A 19757-nucleotide genomic window follows, 5' to 3' on the forward strand; every position below is an offset into this window, starting at 1 on the left:
TACGCGAGGCCCCATCGTCATCCCGGGCTTGACCCGGGACCCGCCTTCCTTCTTCCAAGCGACAAAGGCTCAAACCCGAAATCCTCGGCCAAGTCGCGCCAGGTCGGGTTCATCGCGTTGATCAAATCATATTTCCACGGCCGCACCCATCGCTTGATGCGCTTCTCGCGCAGGATCACGGTGTCCATCGCCCCATGCCGTTCAAACCAGACGAGGCGTTTGATGCCATAATCTTTGGTGTAACCCTCGAAGGTCTCGGCCTGCTACCGCTCCGCCAGGCCTGTGATTCATAAATTTTTGATAGCCAGTTACCGACGATAGCGCGATCTCGCCCTGAATATTGCCCGCCATCTGCGCACCGTTAATTTTTCTGGCGGCATGGACCCAACCGCCCTAGCCTGCTCCTTGTGGACCAGCGCCCAATGGCATTAGATCGGGGATACGATGATTACCGTCTATAGCGTCGTTAAAGACGAAGTGATTCGCAGCGCCGTGGCAACTGGCGTGACCACGTATCGATATGCGCTCGATAGCCTTTACCCCCTGATCGACAAGTTCGAGGAACAGAGGAAGGTGCAGCGGAAAAAGTTCTACGATCGCCTCAAAACCGACATTCTTCGCGGATGCATGATGCCGCCCATAACGTTGGCATTCGTCAACGACCAAGTTTCTGATGAGCTTGATGCAGAACGTATCGAAAAATTTGTAAAAGAAAATGTTGGAGAAGGATACATATTGGACGGCATGCAGCGGCTAAATACGTTGCGCGACGCTTCAGAAGATCCAAAGTTCAATGCTTACGGAACTTTGAGCGTCAATGTGATTATAGCGGAACGATATGACCATTTATTGTACCGAATGATCACATTAAATAATGGGCAGAAGCCGATGACGGCACGCCATCAGATAGAGATGCTTACAAAAGGCGTACTCGATACAGATCATCTTGATATCGTTATATCGTCTGAAAAAGATACTGAAATATCCAAGCCGCATGGGGCATTTAAGCGTGGAGACATAGCGGCAGCATATACCGCCTTTTTGACAAATAGTGTAAACAATGAGAATTCTAGGATTATTGAATCTAAGCTAGATGAAATACTTGTTGGGAAGGTGATGGATTCCGATCTTACCACATCAGACGTATCCTTTTCTGATATTCTTGATTTGGTCGATAATTTTTCGAAGGACAATACAGCTCGCGACTGGTTGCGCCTTGGCAATAATCTCGTCGGGTTTGCCGTTGGCGCGAAGAAAAGCTTCATCTCTCTAAAGGCAATAAGCAAAGATCATTTCAGAGTATTAACTGAGACGTTTGAAGACTCGTTCTCTGCTCTCAACGTCTCTAAGATCAACGTTGGAAAGTTTAGGCGTGAGCTTGCTATGCATTTATTTGCAAACTTTGATCGATATAAGGACATTGATTCTGACGAATTGACGCAAGTCTTCTTTGAAAAGACGATGGTCGAATAACAAATGGTTCGAAATTTCGACCTTTCTGAACCTGCTATTGTCGCAGACGCGCCGACCAGGCCTTTCGGCCTAGGTTCCAATGGATATGCACTTCACGAAATAGTACGAATGATTGTTGGAAATGTTGACATTAAAGATCGATCATCCGGCCGTTTACTCAAGCTTCGTCGGAACGAGCTTAGGACAAGACCGCTTCGCGCCCACAAGGTAGCTCGAGTGGTTCGACTGTTATTTGATTCAAATGTGGACCTTGATGATTACGCCCGACTCCTTGGCACGGTTGGCGCTCGAAATAACAGATTCTTTGTGACGATTAGAGATGAGCTAGTACTTTGCTTGGTTGCTCGAAAAGAGCAAAATTATACAGAATCCTTTCTTTACCTTTACAGAATTATGGAATTTACGGCGGTAGCATTCCCGATGCTCTACGCGCTTTCTCACCAGAACTTCGCTGGATCTCAAAGCTTTCTTAAGTCACTTGTCGCTGATGGAAAAGAAGGTGATTTGAAAATTCTATCCAAGGCTTTACCTACACTGTCAGCGCAAGGTAATCTTAACGGCATTCTGTTTGACTTTTCAATCAGCGGCTACGATGTTGGTCTTGTAGACGGGTTAAAATCTGAACTGTACGCTGCGGTAAAGCCGGCTGTCGCAGGCATGGAATTTGAGGATCAAGGAGACATACTATTCAGAGTCCCTTTTAACGATATGTCTCACCTCTTTGCATCACTTCGAAACCGCATGTTCCATTACCGCAACGGCGAGCGAAACATCGACCTTGTAAAGCTTGGCGGGTCCGAGATCGTCTGCAAATTATGCATCGACGAATTAATTTATTGGTTTTGCTTGGTTTATACTGAAATAGTTCGCACAGTTGGAAGACAAATTATCTGACCAGGGCTGCTTATGCTACGTCCGTAAATGCTTGCCGTTTCGATGCGTGTCTCCAGACACGCCTCCACGCTCGGACAGACCGCTCGTGAAGCAGCACGTTGCTCTGTTTTGAGCCGTTATTAGATGCCCCCGCGCGACAATGAAGGCTGGGCTTTATCTGCCCTTCGACTAATCCAACGGAACGGCAGCGGTCTGAACGAACCATTTTGAAAGCAGTGGGTCCGGAATCGTTAGTTTCCTGCCGTCTCGGCTCACCCAAAAAGGACTAATGGGTAACTCCGCACTTGGCGATTGCCTGACGCGACTCACGGCACGCGCGGCCCACCATTGCCACCCCGCCCCCGCCCCGTTAGTGGCAGTCCATCGTGGACAGCAGCATCACCATCGGAACCGACGCCGCGCAGAATGCGGTCCGCATCGACGTGCAGGAACTGCTCGCGACGCGCCTGCTCGTGCAGGGCAATTCGGGGTCGGGCAAGTCGCACCTGCTGCGCCGGATCCTCGAGGAAAGCGCCGGCCTCGTCCAGCAGGTGGTGATCGATCCCGAGGGCGATTTCGTCACCCTCGCCGACCGTTACAACCATGTCGTGATCAACGCCGGCGACTATAGCGAGCGCGAGATCGCGGCGATGGGCGCGCGCATCCGCGAACATCGCGCCTCGGTCGTCGTCGCGCTCGACACCCTCGATATCGAGGCGCAGATGAGCTGCGCCGCCGCCTTTTTGAACGCGCTGTTCGACGCCCCGCGCGAGCATTGGTTTCCCGCGCTCGTCGTCGTCGACGAGGCGCAGATGTTCGCGCCCAGCGCCTCGGGCGACGTGTCCGACACCGTCCGCCGCGCCAGCCTGTCGGCGATGACCAATTTGATGTGCCGCGGCCGCAAGCGCGGGCTCGCCGGGGCGATCGCGACCCAGCGCCTCGCCAAGCTCGCCAAGAATGTCGCGGCCGAGGCGAGCAATTTCCTGATGGGGCGCACCTTCCTCGACATCGACATGGCGCGCGCCGCCGACCTGCTCGGCATGGAACGCCGCCAGGCCGAGGCGATCCGCGACCTCGACCGCGGCCATTTCCTCGGGCTCGGCCCCGCGATCTCGCGCCGCCCGGTGTCGATCCGCATCGGCGCGACCCAGACCGCGACCCGCGCCGGCACCCACAGCCTGCTGCCGCTGCCCGATGCCGAACCGCACGACATGCGCACGATGCTCTTCGCCGAGCTGGAGACGATGCCGCCGCCCCCTCCTCCACCGCCGAAACCCGTCCCCGCGCACGACCTGATGCGGCAGTTCGCGGCGCACGACGACGACCTCGCGCTCGCCGAAGCCGAACCCGATCCCACGCTCAGCCCCGAAGAGGTCGAGGCGGCACAGGCCGCGGCGACCGCCGCCGCCGAGGATATCGAGGCCGGCATCGTCGCGGCGCTGCACGACATGCTCGCCGACCCCGACGGCGCCTTCCATCCCGAGGCCTTTCTCTATCAGGACTTCTCGGTGCGCTGCCGCATGGCGCGGCTCGCGCGCGTGCCGCTCGACCTCGCGCAGTTCCGCCGCCGCTTCGCGCTCGCGAAGGGCGGCATCTTCGACCCCGCCGACCCGCGCTGGGCCGACCTGCTCGACGCCGCGTCGCGCCTGCCCGACGACATGCTCGCGCCCTTCGTCCAGATCGGCCGCGCCGCGATGGAGGGGCTGGCCTGCCCCGACGACGACGCGCTCGGCCGCGCTTACGGCACCCGCTCGCCGGGGCGCATCCGCCGCCTCGTCGACTATATGGAAAAACATGGCGCGGTCGTCGTCCGCTCGGACTTCGGCGGCCGCCGCTCGATCGGCATCCCCGCGCTGGGGCTCAGCACCGAGGCCGAATAACGCCGCGATTCCAGCGATTGACCTCTCCCTGTCTTGCCCTACACCGAGGACAGGGGGACATCATATGGCGGGACTCGACCGGGACGATTGGCAGGCCATCCAGGCGCTGTTCGATGAACTGGTCGATCTGCCCCCCGATACCCAGACCCGGCGGCTGACCCGATCGGCGCTCGCCCCCGACATCGTCACCGCGGTGCGCGGGCTGCTCACCGCGTCGCGCGGCGAGGGCATCCTCGACGGGACGCCGCCGCCGCTCGGCACCGAAGCGCCGCCCGCCGCCTACACCTCGCTCGCCGCCGGGCAGGATGTCGGCGGCTTCACGATCGACCGGCTGATCGGGCGCGGCGGGCTCGGCGAGGTCTATCTGGCGCGCCGTGCGGGGGCCGATTTCGACCAGAAGGTCGCGCTCAAGCTGCTGCGCGTCGATGCCGCCGAGCGCGCCGAAAGCTTCGCGCGCGAACGCCGCCTGCTCGCGCGGCTCGACCATCCGGGGATCGCGCGGCTGATCGACGCCGGGGTCGCCCCCGACGGCCGGCCCTATATCGTCATGGACTATGTCGACGGCGAACCGATCGACGCCTGGTGCCGCAGCCACGCCGCCGACCTCGACACGCGGCTCAAGCTGTTCCGCGAAACGTGCGACGCGGTCGCCTTCGCCCACGCCAACCTCGTCGTCCACCGCGACATCAAACCCTCGAACATCCTGATCGACCCCGCGGGAAAACCGCGCCTCGTCGATTTCGGGATCGGCAAATTGCTCGACGACAGCGCCGCCCTGCCCGCAACGACGCAGGCGATGCTCACCCCCGACTATGCCGCCCCCGAACAGCTCGGCGGCGACGAGGCGACGGTGGCGACCGACGTCTATGCGCTCGGCGTCGTCCTCTACGAACTGGTCAGCGGCCAAAGCCCCTGGCGCACCGAAAAATCCTCGGTCCCCGCGATGATCCGCCGCGTGCTTTACGAGGATGCGGCGCTGCCCAGCCGCGCCGCCGCGACCGGCGCCGGCCCGGTCCCCGCAGGCAAGATCGGCGGCGATCTCGACGCGATCGTGATGAAGGCGATGCGCCGCACCCCGACCGAACGCTATCTCAGCGTCAGCGCGCTCTCCGAAGACGTCGCGCGCCACCAGCAGTTCCTGCCCGTCCACGCGCGCGACGGGTCGACCCGCTATATGGCGGGGCGTTTCCTGCGCCGGTACCGCTGGGGCGTCGCCGCGACCGCCGCGGTGCTTGCCGCCTTGCTCGTCGGAGCGGGCGGCATCGCCTGGCAGGCGCGCGCCACCGCGATCGAACGCGACGCCGCGCTCGCCGAGGCCAAACGGTCAGAAGCGATCAACCGGCTGCTCACCGTAATGCTCCGCGACACCGCCGCGACCGACGAGGGCGAGACCGCGACGGTCAAGCAGATGCTCGACCAGACCGCCGAGAAGCTCGCCAATTCGCTCGACCACAGCGAGGAATCGGCGGTCCTCGTCGCCACCCTCTTCAACCTCTACGTAAACCTCGAAGACAACCTAGGCTCCTACACCCTCGTCAGCCGCGCCCTCGAACGCGGCGTGGGCAGCGACAGCGCCGCCGCGACCGCCGACCTGAAGGTAAAAAAGGCGGCCGGCGCCGCCGCGATCGACAATACCGAAGAAATGCCCGCGCTGCTCGCCGACGCCGAGCGCGTCTTTGCGACGGATCCGATGCGCTACCGCCTGCAGATCGTCGAACTCAAACAGGCGAAGGCCCAATATCTGCGCCGTACGGGCAAGACCCAGGAGGCGATCGAGCTCCTCGTCTCGACCCTCCCCGACGCCGAAGCGGTGTGGAAGGAAAACCATCGCGACCTGCTGTCGGTCTATAACAATATCCTCGTCTACATGATCGAAACCAACCAGCTCGACGCGATGACGCCGGTCATCGCGCGTGCCGAGGCGGTGATCGCCCGCTCGGGCGATGAGAACAGCGGATCGGACCTCAACATCCGCCAATTGAAGGCGCTGCGCCTCATCCGGCTCGGCAAGCCCGCCGAGGCCGAACCGCTGTTGATCGCCCTCGTCGCCCAGCGCCGCGCGACGCTCGGTGAATCGGCGGGCCTCGCGGTCGACCTGGTGCAATTGAGCCGCGCTCAGATGCCGCTTGGCAAATATGCAGCGGCGCGCAAAGCGTTGGAGGAAGCCTATCCGATGGCGGCCGACAATCTTTCGCCCAAGGCGCTGCCGACGATCATCATCGGTGCCGCGCTCGCCGAGGCGCGCGCCGAAACCGGCGACGTTGCGGGTGCACAGGCGCTGATCGATCAGCTCCAGCCGCTTTTCGACGCCATGCCCCCCGGTCTCCCCGCCGCCGTCCTCGGCCGCGCCCGCGCGATCCTGCGCCTGAAGCAGCGCCGCCTCGCCGAAGCGCGCCGGGAAGTCGACGACGCCGACGCGATCTTCCGCAAGGCCGGGCCGAGCGGCATCCCCTATCTGCAATCGGTCGCGGCGCTGCGCAAACGCATCGCCGCAGCGGGCTAGGCCGGGACCGCGCCGGCGACCATTGGGCTCATGGCAGCAGGCCTTAAGCCGCGGCCATTTCCTGATGGATCCACGCCCGCGCCTGTACCCACCAACGGCGCACCGTTCGGTCGGTTACCCCCAGCACGTCGGCAGTCTCGCGCTCGTCCATCCCGGCGAAGAAACGGCAATCGACGACCTGCGCCAGATTGGCGTCCTGCCGCTTCAACGCCTCGAGCGCGTCGCCGAGTTTCAGCACCTGTTCGTCCTCGGGCACCGCGGCGGCGAGCGAATCGAGGCTCTGGGTAAAGCTGTAATCCCCCGCCCCGCGCTTCGACGCCAGCCGCGCCCGCGCCGCGTCGATCAATATGTGGCGCATCGCGGTCGCCGCGCAGGCGAGGAAATGCGACTGGCTTTCCCACCCGTCGGCGCGGCGCAATTTGACATAGGCCTCGTTGATCAGCGCCGTCGTCTGCAAGGTCTGGGGGCCGCCGGCGCGATAATGCTCGCGCCGCGCGATCGTCCGCAGTTCGGCATAAAGGCCCGCCACCAGCGCGTCGGCGGGACCGGGCAGGTCGTCCTCAGGGGGCGTATCCGGATCGATCGACTTTCCCCCGCAACGCGGCCCGCCAGCAAGTCTGACCAAATGATTTTATGCGGCCAGACCAGCAGTTTGGCAAGCGGGCTTCGCTCGCGTCACCCCGCGTCGTGGAAGATCAGGCCGAGGGTGCGGCGCTGACCGGTTCGTAGGGCACTTACCCCGTGGCGCATCGCTACCCGATAATCGCCGCGCGCGCCCTTTACCGGCCGGGTGTTGACCGCAAAGACCACCGCGTCGCCCTTGCCCAGCGGCACGACCGCGGCGCGCGATTGCATGCGCGGGCGCTGCTCGGTCAGCACGAACTCGCCGCCCGAAAAATCCGCCCCCGGCGCCGACAGCAGCACCGCGACCTGCAGCGGAAAGACATGCTCGCCATACAGATCCTGATGCAGGCAGTTATAATCACCCGGCCCATAGGAGAGCAGCAGCGGCGTCGGCCGTCCCTGCCCCGCCGCCTGGCAACGCGCCAGAAAATCGGCATGGGCATCGGGAAAGCGCACCGCCATCCCCATCCGCGCGTGCCAGCGGTTGGCGATCGGCGCGAGCCGCGCATAGAGTGCCGTGCGCAGCGCCGCGACGAGTTCCGGCAGCGGATAGGCGAAATAGCGATATTCCCCGCGCCCGAACCCGTGCCGCGCCATATGGACATGGCTGCGAAACCCTTGCGGCGCATCGTAACGCGCGGCCATCACATCGCATTCGGCATCGCCCAGCAACCCCGGCACCACCGCCCAGCCCTCGGCATCGAGCGCCGCCGAGAGGGCCGGCCAATCGATCGCGGCGATCCGCGCCTCGATCGGGTGGGTGGCGGAGCGGGCGGGCGGGGCGATACCAGTCATCATCCCGCCGCCATGGCTTCGCGCAGCGCGCGCAGCGCCCCGTTTCTTGCGGTCAAATGCCGGCGAACATCGACTGCCGCCGCTCAGAACCCGAAATCGGCGCCCGACAGCAGCGACATGTTGAAATTCTGGATCACCAGGAAACGATCGGCCGCATATTGGACCACCGCGTCGGCGCCCTGCTGATAGATATGCGGCTGCAGCGCGGCAAAATCCGAATACCCGTCGACCTTGATCGTATCGAGGCCGTCTTCGAAATCGAGGATATAGTCGATCGAAGGAAGGGTCGACGCTTGCACGAAAAACAGGTCCCCTGCCGCGCCGCCGGCCATGACGTCGTTGCCGTCGCCGCCATCGATATAGTCGCGGCCGGCGCCACCAACGAGGACGTCGTTGCCGCCATAACCGTACAACTCGTCGTTGCCATCCTCGCCATAGATGCCGTTGGCAACGTCATTGCCCAAGATCAGGTCATGGCCGCCACCGCCCAGCAAGGCGACGTTGAGTTCGCTAGCCGGTCGACCGCGCTGGTCGCGAGCCGAAATGAGATTGCTCAGTTCGTTGCCGACCCCAAAGGTCGTGTTGCCCCAGACGTACAGATTCTCGACATTGGCATAGAGGTAATAGCCCGCCCCTTCGATGAGGGCATAGACACTGTCGCTTCCGCCGCCCACAGCTTCGAAGGTCAGATCGGCGGGGGTATCGACACGATAGCTATCGTTGCCGGCACCACCGTCCATCAGGTCATAGTCACCAAGTCCGCCCGCGCCGTCCAGAACATCTCTGCCGGCACCGCCGACGAGGATGTCGGTGGCGAAATCCTCACCCCCTTGCAGTTCGTCGTCGCCGTCCTCGCCATAGAGGGCATCCGAACCGTCGCCACCATAAAGCAGATCGTGACCATTGCCGCCGACCAGATAATCATTCCCGTACAGCCCGAACAGCCAATCGTTGCCGTCTTCGCCGAAAATGCTGTCGTTGCCACCGAACGGCTCGCCTTCGCCGCCGCCCGCAATCGAGTCGTTCCCGGCGCCGCCCAGCAACAACTCGTCACCCAGCCCGCCTTCGATCCGGTTGTCGCGGGAATTGCCGACCAGAAAGGTCAGCGTGTCCGACTCGACGATAATCGTCTCGATATTTTCATTGGCGTACCAGCCGCCATTCTGAATGCGGACAAAGGCCGTATCCCGGCCATAAAGAGAGAGGCCTGGCGGGTTGGCATCTTCGAACACGATATCGCCCGGATGGTCGATACCATATAGGTCATCGCCCTTACCGCCATAGAGCAGATCGGCCGACGGCGCTTCGGACGGATCGAAACGGATATCGAGCGAGTCGTTTCCGAACCCGCCAACCAGCGTATCAGTCCCCCTGCCACCGTTCAGCGATGCGCCATAGAGAATGTCGTCGCCGTCCCCGCCATCTATCTCGTCATAGCCGGCACCGCCGACCACCAGGTCGTTCCCCGCACCGGCCCGGATGATGTCATCCCCGTCGGTCCCGGTGATCTTGTCGTCCCCGGCAGTACCGACGATTTCCTTATGCGCCACCTTCTTCAACACGATCTTCCCCGTTCTGCGTCCCGGCCTCCTCGCCGCCTAAACATCCGATATTCAGCGGCACCAGTTCGCACAACGGCAATGTGGGCGCGGCTAAAATCCGAAATCGGCGCCGGTCAGCGTCGTCGCGACGACATTTTCCAGCACCAGGAACCGCCCGCTGCTATATTCGATCACCGTGTTGGCGCCCTGTTGCGAAAAATGCGACTGCAGCGACGCGAAGTCGATATAGCTGGCGCTGAGCTGGATCCGGTCGATCCCGCGTTCGAAGTCCCTGATATAGTCGATATCGTTGCCATGGGTGCCGATGAAGAAACGGTCCGCCCCCGCGCCGCCGACCAGGACGTCGCCCCCCGCGCCGCCGTCGAGGAAATCATTGCCGGCGCCGCCGATCAGCACGTCATTGCCGCCGCCGCCGTAAAGTTCGTCGTTGCCGTCCTCGCCGTAAAGCCCGTTCGCGCCGTTATTGCCATATAATTTGTCGTTGCCCCGCCCGCCGAGCAACGTCACCGCGGTGTTGCCTTCGGCGGAGATCAGATTGTCGAGCTCGTTACCGACGCCAAAGCTCGTGTTGCCCGACAGGTACAGATTCTCGACATTGGCGTAGAGATAGTAGCCGGCGCCGTTGATGTGGGCATAGACCGTATCGTTGCCGCCACCCACCGCCTCGAAGGTCAGGTCGTCGGGGGTGTCTACATAATATTTGTCGTCGCCGGCGCCGCCGTCCATCAGGTCATAGTCGCCCAGCGAGGCGTTGCGATCGCCGGTGCCGCCGTCCAGACTGTCGTTGCCTGCGCCCCCGACCAATATGTCGGTGAAGAAGCCGGTGCCGCCGAACAGGAAATCGTCGCCATCCTCGCCGTAAAGCGCATCGGCCTCCCCGGCCCCGTTGAGCGAGTCATTGCCGGTCCCGCCGGCGAGATAATCGATCCCGCCGCCGCCAAACAGAAAGTCGTTGCCGGCTTCGCCGAACAGGCTGTCATTGCCCAGACCGCCGTTGATGCTGTCGTTGCCGCCGCCGCCGAGCAGCAATTCGCTCGCCTCGCCGCCGCGAATGTCATTGTCCTGCGCATTGCCCACCAGAAAGGTCAGGGTGTTCGAACTCGACCAGATATTTTCGATATGGGCATGCGCGTACCAGCCGCCGTTCGCGATGCGGACGAGCGCGGTGTCGGTGCCTTCGCCGGCATTTTCGAACGCGATGTCCCCGGCATGATCGATGCCATAGGTGTCGTTGCCGGTCCCGCCATACAGCGCGTCGGCGAATGTCGGATCGCTCGCGAAAAAGGAGGTGTCGAGCGAATCATTGCCCTCGCCGCCGATCAGCACATCGACCCCCGTGCCGCCGCTCAGGGAATCGTCGCCCGCCTCGCCGTACAACACGTCGTTGCCGGCATCGGAAAAGACCGAGTCATTACCCGCCCCGGCCAGGATCGTCATGTTGCCCGTCGGTGTCTTCACCCCGCCCAGCTCGGCCGAGGTCTCGATATAATTGTCGAGGTTATTGCCGACGATCGTCGCCGACTCGCGAACCCCGTTCACTGTGCGCGTGCCCAGCACTCCGCGCAGCCATTCGACATTGGCGGGCATGTAAAACACGTTCCCGCTTCCCGGCGTCTCGCGATAGAGCAGGATGATCGTGTCGCGTGTGCCCTCGCCGGGATTTTCGAAGATATAGTTCTGGTCGGCGAAGCGCACATAATAGGTGTCGTCACCAGTGCCGCCGTACATATAGGTCGTGCGGGTGCCCGTCTGAGCGGTCCCGAAGGTGGCCTCGGCGATTAGCGTGTCATTGCCCGCCTCACCGTACAGATAGCTGGTCTGGCGCCCGTTCGCAGGCAACCCCAGGCTGGCGAAATCGGCGTTTGCAAAGGCCTCGAGGCTGCCCTCCAGCGTATCATTGCCTTCGCCGCCATACAGCCTGTCGTTGCCGACCGTCGCGTAAAGCCGGTCGTTGCCGCCCTCGCCATATAAAATGTCGTCGCCGATGCCGCCATCGACCACGTCGTCGCCGCCGCCGGCATGGACGATATCGTTGCCCTTGCCGGTGGCGATCTCGTCGGCGTCGGCGGTGCCGACAATGTCATCGACGCCATCGGTGCCGGGAATCACTTTTCTTGCAACGGTCGCCACAGGATTCTCCCCACGGAAATGCACCAAAAGACAGACAGATGCGTCGCCCCCCACACCTGCCTAGATTCGACCCGGCGCGCCGCCCATCCCAATAAATTTCGGGTGGGATGCCGCATGGGTCGTCGACGGGGCGCCCGATCGCGGCAGCTTGTGGGGTGGCCCCGGAGAACATCCCCGCTGCTTTGGCGCCGCGAATGTGCCATGGACGGAAAAACGCACTCTGACGGGTCGGGACCTTCGAACCCACCCTTTCCAGCCGGGACTATACCTTATCATGTCGATGCGCCTCACCGCCGCCCTTCTCCTCGCTCTCGCCGCCCCCGCCGCCGCACAAACCGGCACGGCGCCCGCCCCGACGATCTCCGCCGACAACCTCACCGAAACGGTGCGAACCCTCGCCTCGGACCAGTTTCAGGGCCGCGCGCCCGGCACGGTCGGCGAGGAGCGCACGATCGGCTATCTGATCGGGCGGCTGCAGGCCTTGGGGCTCGAACCCGGCGGAACCGACGGCGGCTGGACCCAGCCGGTGCCGCTGCTCCACACCGCACTCGCCGCGCCGACCAGGCTGCAGTTCGCACGGAACGGCAATGTCCAACCGCTCGTCCAGGGTACCGACATCTATGTCTCGACGCTCCAGCCCGTCGATGTCGCAACCGTCGCCGCGGCGCCGCTGGTCTTCGTCGGTTACGGGGTCAGCGCCCCCGAACGCGGCTGGGACGATTTCAAGGGACAGGATCTCAAGGGCAGGGTCGCGGTCTTCCTGATCAACGACCCCGATTTCTCCGCCGCCGCGGGCGAACCCGTCGCGGGCAAGTTCGGCGGCAAGACGATGACCTATTACGGCCGCTGGACCTACAAGTTCGAGGAAGCCTCGCGCCGCGGCGCGATCGCCGCGCTGATCGTCCACGACACCGACGGCGTCGGCTATGGCTGGAACGTCGTCAAAAGCGGCGGCGGCGAGAATTACGGCCTCGTCGTGCCGCCCGAAAAGCGCACCAGCCTGCAACTGCAGGGCTGGATCGCGCACGACGTCGCCGACAAGCTCTTTGCCGACGCCAAACTCGATCTGAACCAGCTCCGCATCGCCGCGCGCCGCGCCGATTTCCGCCCCGTGCCGTTGCCCGGCGTCACGCTCGACGCCGCAATTCCGGTCCGCCAAGAGGTCGTGCAGAGCCAGAATGTCCTCGCCAAGATCCCCGGCGCCAAACGCCCCGACGAGGTGGTGATGTATGGCGCCCACTGGGACGCCTATGGCGAGGGCAAGCCCGACGCCAAGGGTCGCATCTACCGCGCCGGCGCCAATGACGACGCACTCGGCGTCGCCGGGCTGTTCGAGATCGCCCGCGCGTTCAAGGCCGCGCCCGCGCCCGACCGCAGCCTCGTCTTCGCCTTCTGGACCGCCGAGGAGCGCGGGCTGCTCGGCTCCGAGGCCTATGCGCAAAACCCCGTTTACCCGGTCGAGAAGACCGTCGCCAACCTCGGCCTCGACATCCTGCAGACCGCGGGCAAGGCGAAGGATGTCATCCTCGTCGGCAAGGGGCAAGGCACGCTCGAGGACGACCTCGCCCGCGTCGCCGCGACACAGGGCCGCACGGTCTCGGTCGAGAGCCTGCCCGAACGCGGCCTCTTCTACCGCGCCGACCATTTTTCGATGGCCAAGCGCGGCGTCCCCGTCCTGCTGATGATGGGCATCGCGGGCGCCTCCGACCTCGTCGTCGGCGGCAAGGCGGCGGGCCAGAAATGGGTCGATGACTATACCGGCAATTGCTACCATCAGGCCTGCGACGCGTGGGACGAGAGCTGGAACCTCGACGGCGCGGTGCAGGATATCGAGTTGTTCCGGCAGATCGGCGACGAGCTCGCGCGCTCGGCCCAATGGCCGACGTGGAAGGACGGCAGCGAGTTCAAGGCGATCCGCGACGCGAGCGCCGCGGCGCGCAAGTAAACCTCAGACACCCTCACCCTTCCCACCGGCTTTGCCGGCGGGCACCTTCTCTCTCCCTCCGGGAGAGGGAAGGAGGCGCGAAGCGCCGGAAGGGTGAGGGTGAAGGGCTCGCCCGCGTCCGGCGTTCCGCCGCCAAAACTCCCCCTCTCGTCGCGCAAAGCGCACCGCTGATCGCGCGCCCGACGCGCCCGTGCAACATTGGCCACCACGCCGCGTAGCTTTTTCGCACGCGCGTCGGGGGGAATCCCCACCCTGCGCCATTTCCAAGGAGCGACCCATGCGTTTCACCCCCCTCATCGTCACCGGGGCCGCTGCCCTGCTACTGTCAGCCTGCGCCGCCAAGGAAGAGGTCGCCATGGCCCCGCCGCCACCGCCGGGCGCGGTCGCGGGTAGCGTCGCCGCCGACCGCGACGGCGATGGCATCATCGACGGCTATTACACCGCCGACGGCATCTATCATCCGAACCAGCCGGCTTACACCCCGCCGCCCCCGCCGCCGCCGACCCGTATCGGCGAAAAGGGCTGATCGCCCTTTGGACCAGATGACATGCCGGGGAATGCGGTGCCGCTGCATTCCCCTTTTCCTCGCGCTGATGGCGACCGCCGCGCCGATCGTCGCCTCGGCCGCGCCCGCAAAGGCCCCCGCGACGGCCAGCGCCGCCACCGGTTTGGACACCGCGCTGCGCGAACAGGCGGGCGGCGACATCAAACGCTTCTACGCCGAGCGCGGCTACAAACCGCTCTGGGTCCGCGCGGGCCGGATCGGCCCGCAGGCCGACACCCTGCTCGGCTACCTCGCCTCGGCCGATCTCGACGGCCTCAAACCCTATCGCGTCGACAAGCTGCGCGCGCTGATCCGCGACGCGCAGGGCGGCAACCCCGAGGCGGTCGTCCGCGCCGAACTCGCGCTGTCTGACGCCTTCGCATCCTATGTCCGCGACCAGCGCAAACCCGGCAAGGACCGCACCGTCTATGCCGACAAGTCGCTCAAACCCAAGCGCCCCGAAGCAATCACCGTGCTGCGTGCCGCCGCCTTCTCCAAGGATTTCGGCGCGTACATGACCGGCATGGACTGGATGAGCGAGGATTATGCCCGCCTCCGCACCCTCGCCGGGCAAGCCGCGAAACGCGGCGCCTCGCGCGACCAGATGGCGCGCCTCCGCCTCAACCTCGACCGCGCGCGCATCCTGCCCGGGCCGTGGGTCCATCATGTCGTCGTCGACGCGTCGTCCGGCCAGCTCAGCTATTATAGCGCGGGCAAGCGCGTCGGCACGATGAAGGTCGTCGTCGGCGCCCCCGCCACCCCCACCCCGCTGCTCGCGGGCAAGCTGCAATGGGCGATCCTCAACCCCTATTGGAACGTCCCAGACTATCTCGCGCAGAACAGCATCGCGCCCAAGGTGCTCGCCGGCCGCAGCCTCGCCTCGCTGCGCATGGAGGCGCTGTCGGACTGGAGCCCCGGCGCGCGCAAGCTCGACCCGTCGGAAATCGACTGGCCCGCGGTCGCCTCGGGCCAGCAGGTATTGCGCCTGCGCGAACTGCCCGGCGGTGCCAATTCGATGGGCCGCGTCAAATATCTCTTCCCGAACAAGCTCGGCATCTACCTCCACGACACCCCCGACCGCGCCCTGCTCAAGAAGGACGATCGCCATTTCAGCAACGGCTGCATCCGGCTGGAGAACGCCGCCGAACTCGGCCAGTGGCTGCTCCAGCGCTCGATCAAATCGAAATCGGGCGCCCCCGAACAGGCCGTCGCGCTCCCGTACGAAGTCCCCGTCTACCTGACCTACCTCACGCCTGTTGCTACCAAACAGGGCGTCGCGTTCCGCGAGGATGTGTACGGGCGCGACGGGTAGCAAAATCCTCCTGTGGCGAGGCCATGGGGAGGTGGCAGCGCGAAGCGCTGACGGAGGGGCAATGGCGCCAGCATCGCTGGCCCCTCCACCATTTGCTTCGCGAACGATCCCCCTCCCCATCGCTGCGCGACGGGGAGGATCGTCAGCGCACCTCGCGCTCGACCAGCAATGCGGTCGCGGGCTTGCGCCGCAGCGCGACGATCAGCACCCCGACCATCGCCAGCCCGCCACCGATCGCCATCCGCAGGTCGAAATGATCGTGGGTGATCCACACCCCGAACCCGATCGTTGCCAGCGGCGTCATCAGCGTCAGCGGCGCGAGCAGATTGGCCTCATAGCGGTCGATCAGGTGATAATAGACCGAATGCGCGCCAACCGAGACGATCAGCGCGGTGAACAGCACCGCGACGAGGAAGGGCCAGCCGACCGCCAGCGCCGCCGCCAGTTGCCCCTGCTCGAAAGCCGCCGACGCGAAGCCCAGCGCGGTCACCGATACCAGTCCCACCCACGCCTGAAAACGAAAGGGCGCGACATTGTCGACCTGCTTCATCAGCACCGCCCCGGCGGCGCCCGAAAAGGCCGAGGCGGCGATCAGCCACAGTCCCGTCGACAGCGCGAAGCCGGGGCGCCAGGTGACGATCAGCACCCCGACCAGCGTCAGCGCGATCCCCAGCCCGCGCCGCCAGTGGATACGCTCGCCGAGGATCAGCACCGACAGCAGCATCGTGAAGGGCACCCCCATCTGCAGCACGATCGCCGCCGAGGACGGCGAGGTCGTTTGCAGTCCGACGAACAAAAGCGCAAAACTGCCGCCGCCCAGGCACAAAGCGATGGCGACGATCCGCCAGGCCGGGCGCGGCATCGGCAGCAGCCAGGGCAGCATCACCGCCGCGACCACGGCGAAGCGCAGCGCCGCATAGAAAAGCGGCGGAATCGCCCAGCTGTCGACGATGATCTTGCTCAGCACATTGTTGAAGGCCCAGATCAGGCACACCGCAACAAGGAGGAGGAAATCGCGGACGCGCACCGTTTCACCCGAATGGCGGAAAGCCGGACGTCCGCACTCGCGGGCCGCGTTAGCAGATAGGGCGCATCATGGAACCCGCAGAACCGGGTAATCGCTATGCGGCTTTACCCGCACCCAATTCCATCTCCAGCACCGTCAGCCCGCGCGCCAGCACCTCGCGCGTCACCGCGCCGCCCAACGACACACGCAGCGCCGCCTCGCCGCCCTCGCCCGCCGCAAAGGCATCGGCGGCGATCGCGGTCACTCCCGCGCCGCGCAGCGCCTCGGCGATCCGCCCCTGATCGGCCCCGGCCGGCAAGGGCATCCACAGATGATAGCCGCTGGCATGCGCCGCATAGGAACTCGCGGGCAATATCTCCGCCGCAAGCCCCTGCCGCGCTACCGCTTCGGCGCGCGTCTCGGCGACCAGCCGGTCATAGCTGCCGTCCTCCAGCCAGCGCGTCACCAGCGCGGCGTCGAGCGGCGGCGCCATCACGCAGCTCTTGTGCACCTCGGCGGCCAGCGCCAGCGCCTCGCGCACCGACGGCGCGCGCACATGCGCGACGCGCAGCGCGGGCGACAGGATCTTCGAACAACTCGCCACATAAGTTCCCAGCTCGGGCGCGAAGCTGGTCAACGGCGCGATCGCGCGCTCGGGAAGCTGGCCATAGGCGTCATCCTCGATGATCCGCACCCCGTGCCGCCGCGCCACCTCGCCCAGCGCCCGCCGCTCGCCGGCGTCCAGCGTGCGCGTGGTCGGATTGTCGTTGGTCGGCACCACATATAGCGCCGCCACTTTTCTGGTCCGGCACAGCGCCTCCAGCGCGTCGGCGTCCATCGCCGCCAGCGGCGCGAGCCTCAGCCCCGCCTTGCGCGCCAACTGCAGGAACACCGAATAGATATGCGTCCCGCACGCCACCACATCGCCGGGCTGCAACGTCGCCGCGACGATCGCGTGCAGCGCATTTTGCGCGCCCGCGGTGACGATCACCTCGTCGGCCGAACAATCGAGGCCCAGCCGCGCGAAAATCGCCGCGCCCGCCGCGCGGTCAGCCGCGCGCCCGCCCGCCGGTGTGTAGTGCAATCGCCCGCCCGCACCCGGCGCGCGCAACAACGCACCCGCGGTGCGCTCCCATGCCGCCAGCAACGACCCGCCCGCGACCTCGGGCGGCATGTTCATGCCGGTGTCGAGCGGCGGCGGCCCCGCCGCGATCGCATCCTGCGGCAGGATGAAGCTCCCCGCCCGCCCGCGCGCGCCGATCAGTCCGCGCTGGCGCGCCTGGTCATAACCCTTGGTGACGGTGGTCAGGTCGATCCCCAGCCGCGCCGCGAGATCACGCTGCGGCGGCAGGCGATCGCCCGCGCGCAGCCGCCCCGTCTCGACCGCCGCCGCGATGCTGTCGGCGATCGCCAGATATTTGGCGCCCGGCGTTTCGTTCAGGTCGGGAATCCATGCCTCAGCCATCGCCGTCGCTCGCCACCTCCCGTTTCGCCCGCGCGTTCAGCTCGGCCCACAGTGCGCCGGTCCCCGCTTCCTGCGCCTTGTTCACATATTGCGACGCGACGAGCCAGCCCTTGATCGGGTGCAACATCAGCAGGCACGGCACGATCATCAGCGGCACCGAGGTCACCAGATGCACCCACCAGGGCGGATTCAGCGCGACCTCGAACCACACGACGAGGAACAGCAAGGGAAAGGCGACGAAGCACAGCGAGAAGAACGCCGGACCATCGTCAGGCGTCGCGAAATCATAATCGAGCCCACACGTATCGCAATGGTCGGCGACTTTCAGCCAGCGCCGGAACATCTTTCCCTCGCCGCACCGCGGGCACAGCCCGTGCAGCCCCGCCCGATAGATCCACCGCCATTTGTCGCGACCCTCAAGCTCGCCGGTCATCGTCTTAATCCTGCATGTCACCGTGCATATACCCATACACAATGCCATACATAATATCGAGACGTTGCGGAGTCAATATTTGCGAAACGTTCAGCAGGCGGGGACGGGTGCCGCCGCCATCGCCGCGGGCCAGCGCAGTTCATAGGTGACGAGAAAGCCGTCGTGATCCGACAATCGCGGGCTGTCCGGACGGCCGTCGAACATCGCCTCGGCACGCAGCGGTCGGATCGTCAGCCGCTCGCCGTTCGCGAAAAACTGCAGGTCCTGCGTGTCCATCCACGGCGCGTCGCCGTCCCACGACAGCGCGACCGTGCATCCCGCCGCGGGGTCGATGCACACCTCATGCACCAGGGTCAGCGGGTGATGCGCGGAGAACCCCTCCCACCGCGCCTCCGAATGGCGCATGTTGAAATCGCCGCCAAAGATCAGCGCGCTCTCGGGCGCCTGCGTCCGCGCGATGAAGTCCGACGCCGCGAGCGCCTGCCGCGCATGCGCTTCCAGATTGCGCGTTTCAGCGACCCCCGACGCCTCGCGCGAATTCATATGGGTGTTATAGATGTCGATCGGTCCCGGCACCCCGGGCAGATGGACGCGCGCGAGCATCACCCCCTTGTTCGCAAGGCAATCGAGCCCCGCACAGGCGCGCCGTCCAAAAGCGTCGGCCTCGGTCGCGACGATCGGGTAGCGCGACGCGATGGCAAGCCCGCCGCCGAGCAGGCGAAGCCCGACCTCGCCCTTCAGCGGCTTCGCCGTCCCCGGCATCCGCCCGTTCGCGGCGGCGGGCGGATCGGTGCGCCGCGGGCCGGGCACGATCGCGGGATAGCCGCTCGCCGCGACCGCACGCTTCGCGGCGGGGCTGAACATTTCCTGGAACAGCACGACGTCGGGCGCGGTGCCCGCCGCATGCATCGCCGCCAGCCGCGACCCGATCTCGGCCAGTTCGCGCGCGCGTCCCTTGCGCGCCGGCCAGCCCAGCCCTTCCAGATTATAGGTCAGCACCGACAGCGTCGCGGTCCGGCTTTCGCCCTCGGTCCGGACCGGCATAGCGGGGGCTGCCGCGCAGGACATCATACGCAGCGGCGGCTTGGGGCCGCAGGCGGCGAGCAGCGATGCGCTGCACGCCATCAGGATCATCTGGGCATATCGGGGGGTCATCGCACCAGCCCATATCGCCGCATCGCCGATCCGTCACCGGTTCCGAGACGGATTGGC

At 64.9% G+C, this 19757-nt stretch carries 16 protein-coding genes; 7 read left to right on the forward strand and 9 right to left on the reverse strand.

Annotated elements, in window-relative coordinates; translation table 11 throughout:
- Positions 1-17 precede the first annotated feature (17 nt).
- Positions 18-188 carry a GIY-YIG nuclease family protein gene (locus AC07U1_RS01515; protein WP_495197621.1) on the reverse strand — a complete coding sequence of 57 codons (171 nt, stop codon included), beginning with the start codon at positions 186-188 and terminating at the stop codon, positions 18-20.
- Between the two features lie 256 nt (positions 189-444).
- Between AC07U1_RS01515 and AC07U1_RS01520 the strand changes: the two genes are divergently transcribed.
- The 4 genes from AC07U1_RS01520 (at position 445) to AC07U1_RS01535 (ending at position 6729) form a co-directional block, all read left to right on the forward strand.
- Positions 445-1473 carry a hypothetical protein gene (locus AC07U1_RS01520; RefSeq protein WP_495178688.1) on the forward strand — a complete coding sequence of 343 codons (1029 nt, stop codon included), beginning with the start codon at positions 445-447 and terminating at the stop codon, positions 1471-1473.
- A 3-nt stretch (positions 1474-1476) separates the two neighbouring features.
- Positions 1477-2367, forward strand: a complete 891-nt coding sequence (locus AC07U1_RS01525) for a hypothetical protein (RefSeq protein WP_495178689.1) — start codon at positions 1477-1479, stop codon at positions 2365-2367.
- A 365-nt stretch (positions 2368-2732) separates the two neighbouring features.
- Positions 2733-4226: a helicase HerA domain-containing protein gene (locus AC07U1_RS01530; RefSeq protein WP_495178690.1), complete on the forward strand. Its 1494-nt coding sequence runs from the start codon at positions 2733-2735 to the stop codon at positions 4224-4226.
- A 64-nt stretch (positions 4227-4290) separates the two neighbouring features.
- Positions 4291-6729: a serine/threonine-protein kinase gene (locus AC07U1_RS01535; protein ID WP_495178691.1), complete on the forward strand. Its 2439-nt coding sequence runs from the start codon at positions 4291-4293 to the stop codon at positions 6727-6729.
- A gap of 43 nt (positions 6730-6772) precedes the next feature.
- Here AC07U1_RS01535 and AC07U1_RS01540 read toward each other — a convergent pair whose 3' ends face one another.
- The 4 genes from AC07U1_RS01540 to AC07U1_RS01555 all read right to left on the reverse strand — a co-directional run bounded on the left by AC07U1_RS01540 (position 6773) and on the right by AC07U1_RS01555 (position 11840).
- Positions 6773-7354 (reverse strand): ECF-type sigma factor, encoded by a 582-nt coding sequence (locus AC07U1_RS01540; protein WP_495178692.1) that lies wholly within the window; start codon positions 7352-7354, stop codon positions 6773-6775.
- A 50-nt stretch (positions 7355-7404) separates the two neighbouring features.
- The gene (locus AC07U1_RS01545; protein WP_495197622.1) at positions 7405-8148 is read right to left on the reverse strand and encodes a 2OG-Fe(II) oxygenase; all 744 of its coding nucleotides are present in this window, start codon (positions 8146-8148) and stop codon (positions 7405-7407) included.
- Positions 8149-8231: 83 nt separating this feature from the next.
- On the reverse strand, positions 8232-9710 hold the full coding sequence (locus AC07U1_RS01550; protein WP_495178694.1) for a calcium-binding protein: 1479 nt from the start codon (positions 9708-9710) through the stop codon (positions 8232-8234).
- A gap of 90 nt (positions 9711-9800) precedes the next feature.
- The gene (locus AC07U1_RS01555; protein ID WP_187142365.1) at positions 9801-11840 is read right to left on the reverse strand and encodes a calcium-binding protein; all 2040 of its coding nucleotides are present in this window, start codon (positions 11838-11840) and stop codon (positions 9801-9803) included.
- A 274-nt stretch (positions 11841-12114) separates the two neighbouring features.
- Between AC07U1_RS01555 and AC07U1_RS01560 the strand changes: the two genes are divergently transcribed.
- The 3 genes from AC07U1_RS01560 to AC07U1_RS01570 all read left to right on the forward strand — a co-directional run bounded on the left by AC07U1_RS01560 (position 12115) and on the right by AC07U1_RS01570 (position 15641).
- The gene (locus AC07U1_RS01560; protein WP_495178695.1) at positions 12115-13785 is read left to right on the forward strand and encodes a M20/M25/M40 family metallo-hydrolase; all 1671 of its coding nucleotides are present in this window, start codon (positions 12115-12117) and stop codon (positions 13783-13785) included.
- A 277-nt stretch (positions 13786-14062) separates the two neighbouring features.
- On the forward strand, positions 14063-14311 hold the full coding sequence (locus AC07U1_RS01565; protein ID WP_056343855.1) for a hypothetical protein: 249 nt from the start codon (positions 14063-14065) through the stop codon (positions 14309-14311).
- A 67-nt stretch (positions 14312-14378) separates the two neighbouring features.
- A complete protein-coding gene (locus AC07U1_RS01570) occupies positions 14379-15641 on the forward strand; it encodes a L,D-transpeptidase scaffold domain-containing protein (RefSeq protein ID WP_495178696.1) in 1263 nt (420 codons plus the stop codon).
- A 142-nt stretch (positions 15642-15783) separates the two neighbouring features.
- Here the strand turns inward: AC07U1_RS01570 and AC07U1_RS01575 are convergent, their stop codons facing one another.
- The 4 genes from AC07U1_RS01575 to AC07U1_RS01590 form a co-directional block, all read right to left on the reverse strand.
- Positions 15784-16668, reverse strand: a complete 885-nt coding sequence (locus AC07U1_RS01575; RefSeq protein ID WP_495178697.1) for a DMT family transporter — start codon at positions 16666-16668, stop codon at positions 15784-15786.
- Between the two features lie 94 nt (positions 16669-16762).
- The gene (locus AC07U1_RS01580) at positions 16763-18112 is read right to left on the reverse strand and encodes an aminotransferase-like domain-containing protein (RefSeq protein WP_495178698.1); all 1350 of its coding nucleotides are present in this window, start codon (positions 18110-18112) and stop codon (positions 16763-16765) included.
- On the reverse strand, positions 18105-18545 hold the full coding sequence (locus tag AC07U1_RS01585; RefSeq protein WP_492736087.1) for a DUF983 domain-containing protein: 441 nt from the start codon (positions 18543-18545) through the stop codon (positions 18105-18107). Before AC07U1_RS01585 ends, AC07U1_RS01580 begins: the two co-directional genes overlap by 8 nt.
- A gap of 90 nt (positions 18546-18635) precedes the next feature.
- The gene (locus AC07U1_RS01590) at positions 18636-19700 is read right to left on the reverse strand and encodes an endonuclease/exonuclease/phosphatase family protein (RefSeq protein WP_495178699.1); all 1065 of its coding nucleotides are present in this window, start codon (positions 19698-19700) and stop codon (positions 18636-18638) included.
- Positions 19701-19757: the final 57 nt, after the last annotated feature.

This window comes from Sphingopyxis sp. GW821-FHT02C12 (genome assembly GCF_059421785.1).

Coding starts and splice junctions, on each gene's coding strand:
- AC07U1_RS01515 (WP_495197621.1), bottom strand. CDS start 188: ATGGACACCGTGATCCTGCGCGAGAAGCGCATCAAGCGATGGGTGCGG.
- AC07U1_RS01520 (WP_495178688.1), top strand. CDS start 445: ATGATTACCGTCTATAGCGTCGTTAAAGACGAAGTGATTCGCAGCGCC.
- AC07U1_RS01525 (WP_495178689.1), top strand. CDS start 1,477: ATGGTTCGAAATTTCGACCTTTCTGAACCTGCTATTGTCGCAGACGCG.
- AC07U1_RS01535 (WP_495178691.1), top strand. CDS start 4,291: ATGGCGGGACTCGACCGGGACGATTGGCAGGCCATCCAGGCGCTGTTC.
- AC07U1_RS01545 (WP_495197622.1), bottom strand. CDS start 8,148: ATGACTGGTATCGCCCCGCCCGCCCGCTCCGCCACCCACCCGATCGAG.
- AC07U1_RS01560 (WP_495178695.1), top strand. CDS start 12,115: ATGTCGATGCGCCTCACCGCCGCCCTTCTCCTCGCTCTCGCCGCCCCC.
- AC07U1_RS01565 (WP_056343855.1), top strand. CDS start 14,063: ATGCGTTTCACCCCCCTCATCGTCACCGGGGCCGCTGCCCTGCTACTG.
- AC07U1_RS01570 (WP_495178696.1), top strand. CDS start 14,379: ATGGCGACCGCCGCGCCGATCGTCGCCTCGGCCGCGCCCGCAAAGGCC.
- AC07U1_RS01580 (WP_495178698.1), bottom strand. CDS start 18,112: ATGGCTGAGGCATGGATTCCCGACCTGAACGAAACGCCGGGCGCCAAA.
- AC07U1_RS01585 (WP_492736087.1), bottom strand. CDS start 18,545: ATGACCGGCGAGCTTGAGGGTCGCGACAAATGGCGGTGGATCTATCGG.
- AC07U1_RS01590 (WP_495178699.1), bottom strand. CDS start 19,700: ATGACCCCCCGATATGCCCAGATGATCCTGATGGCGTGCAGCGCATCG.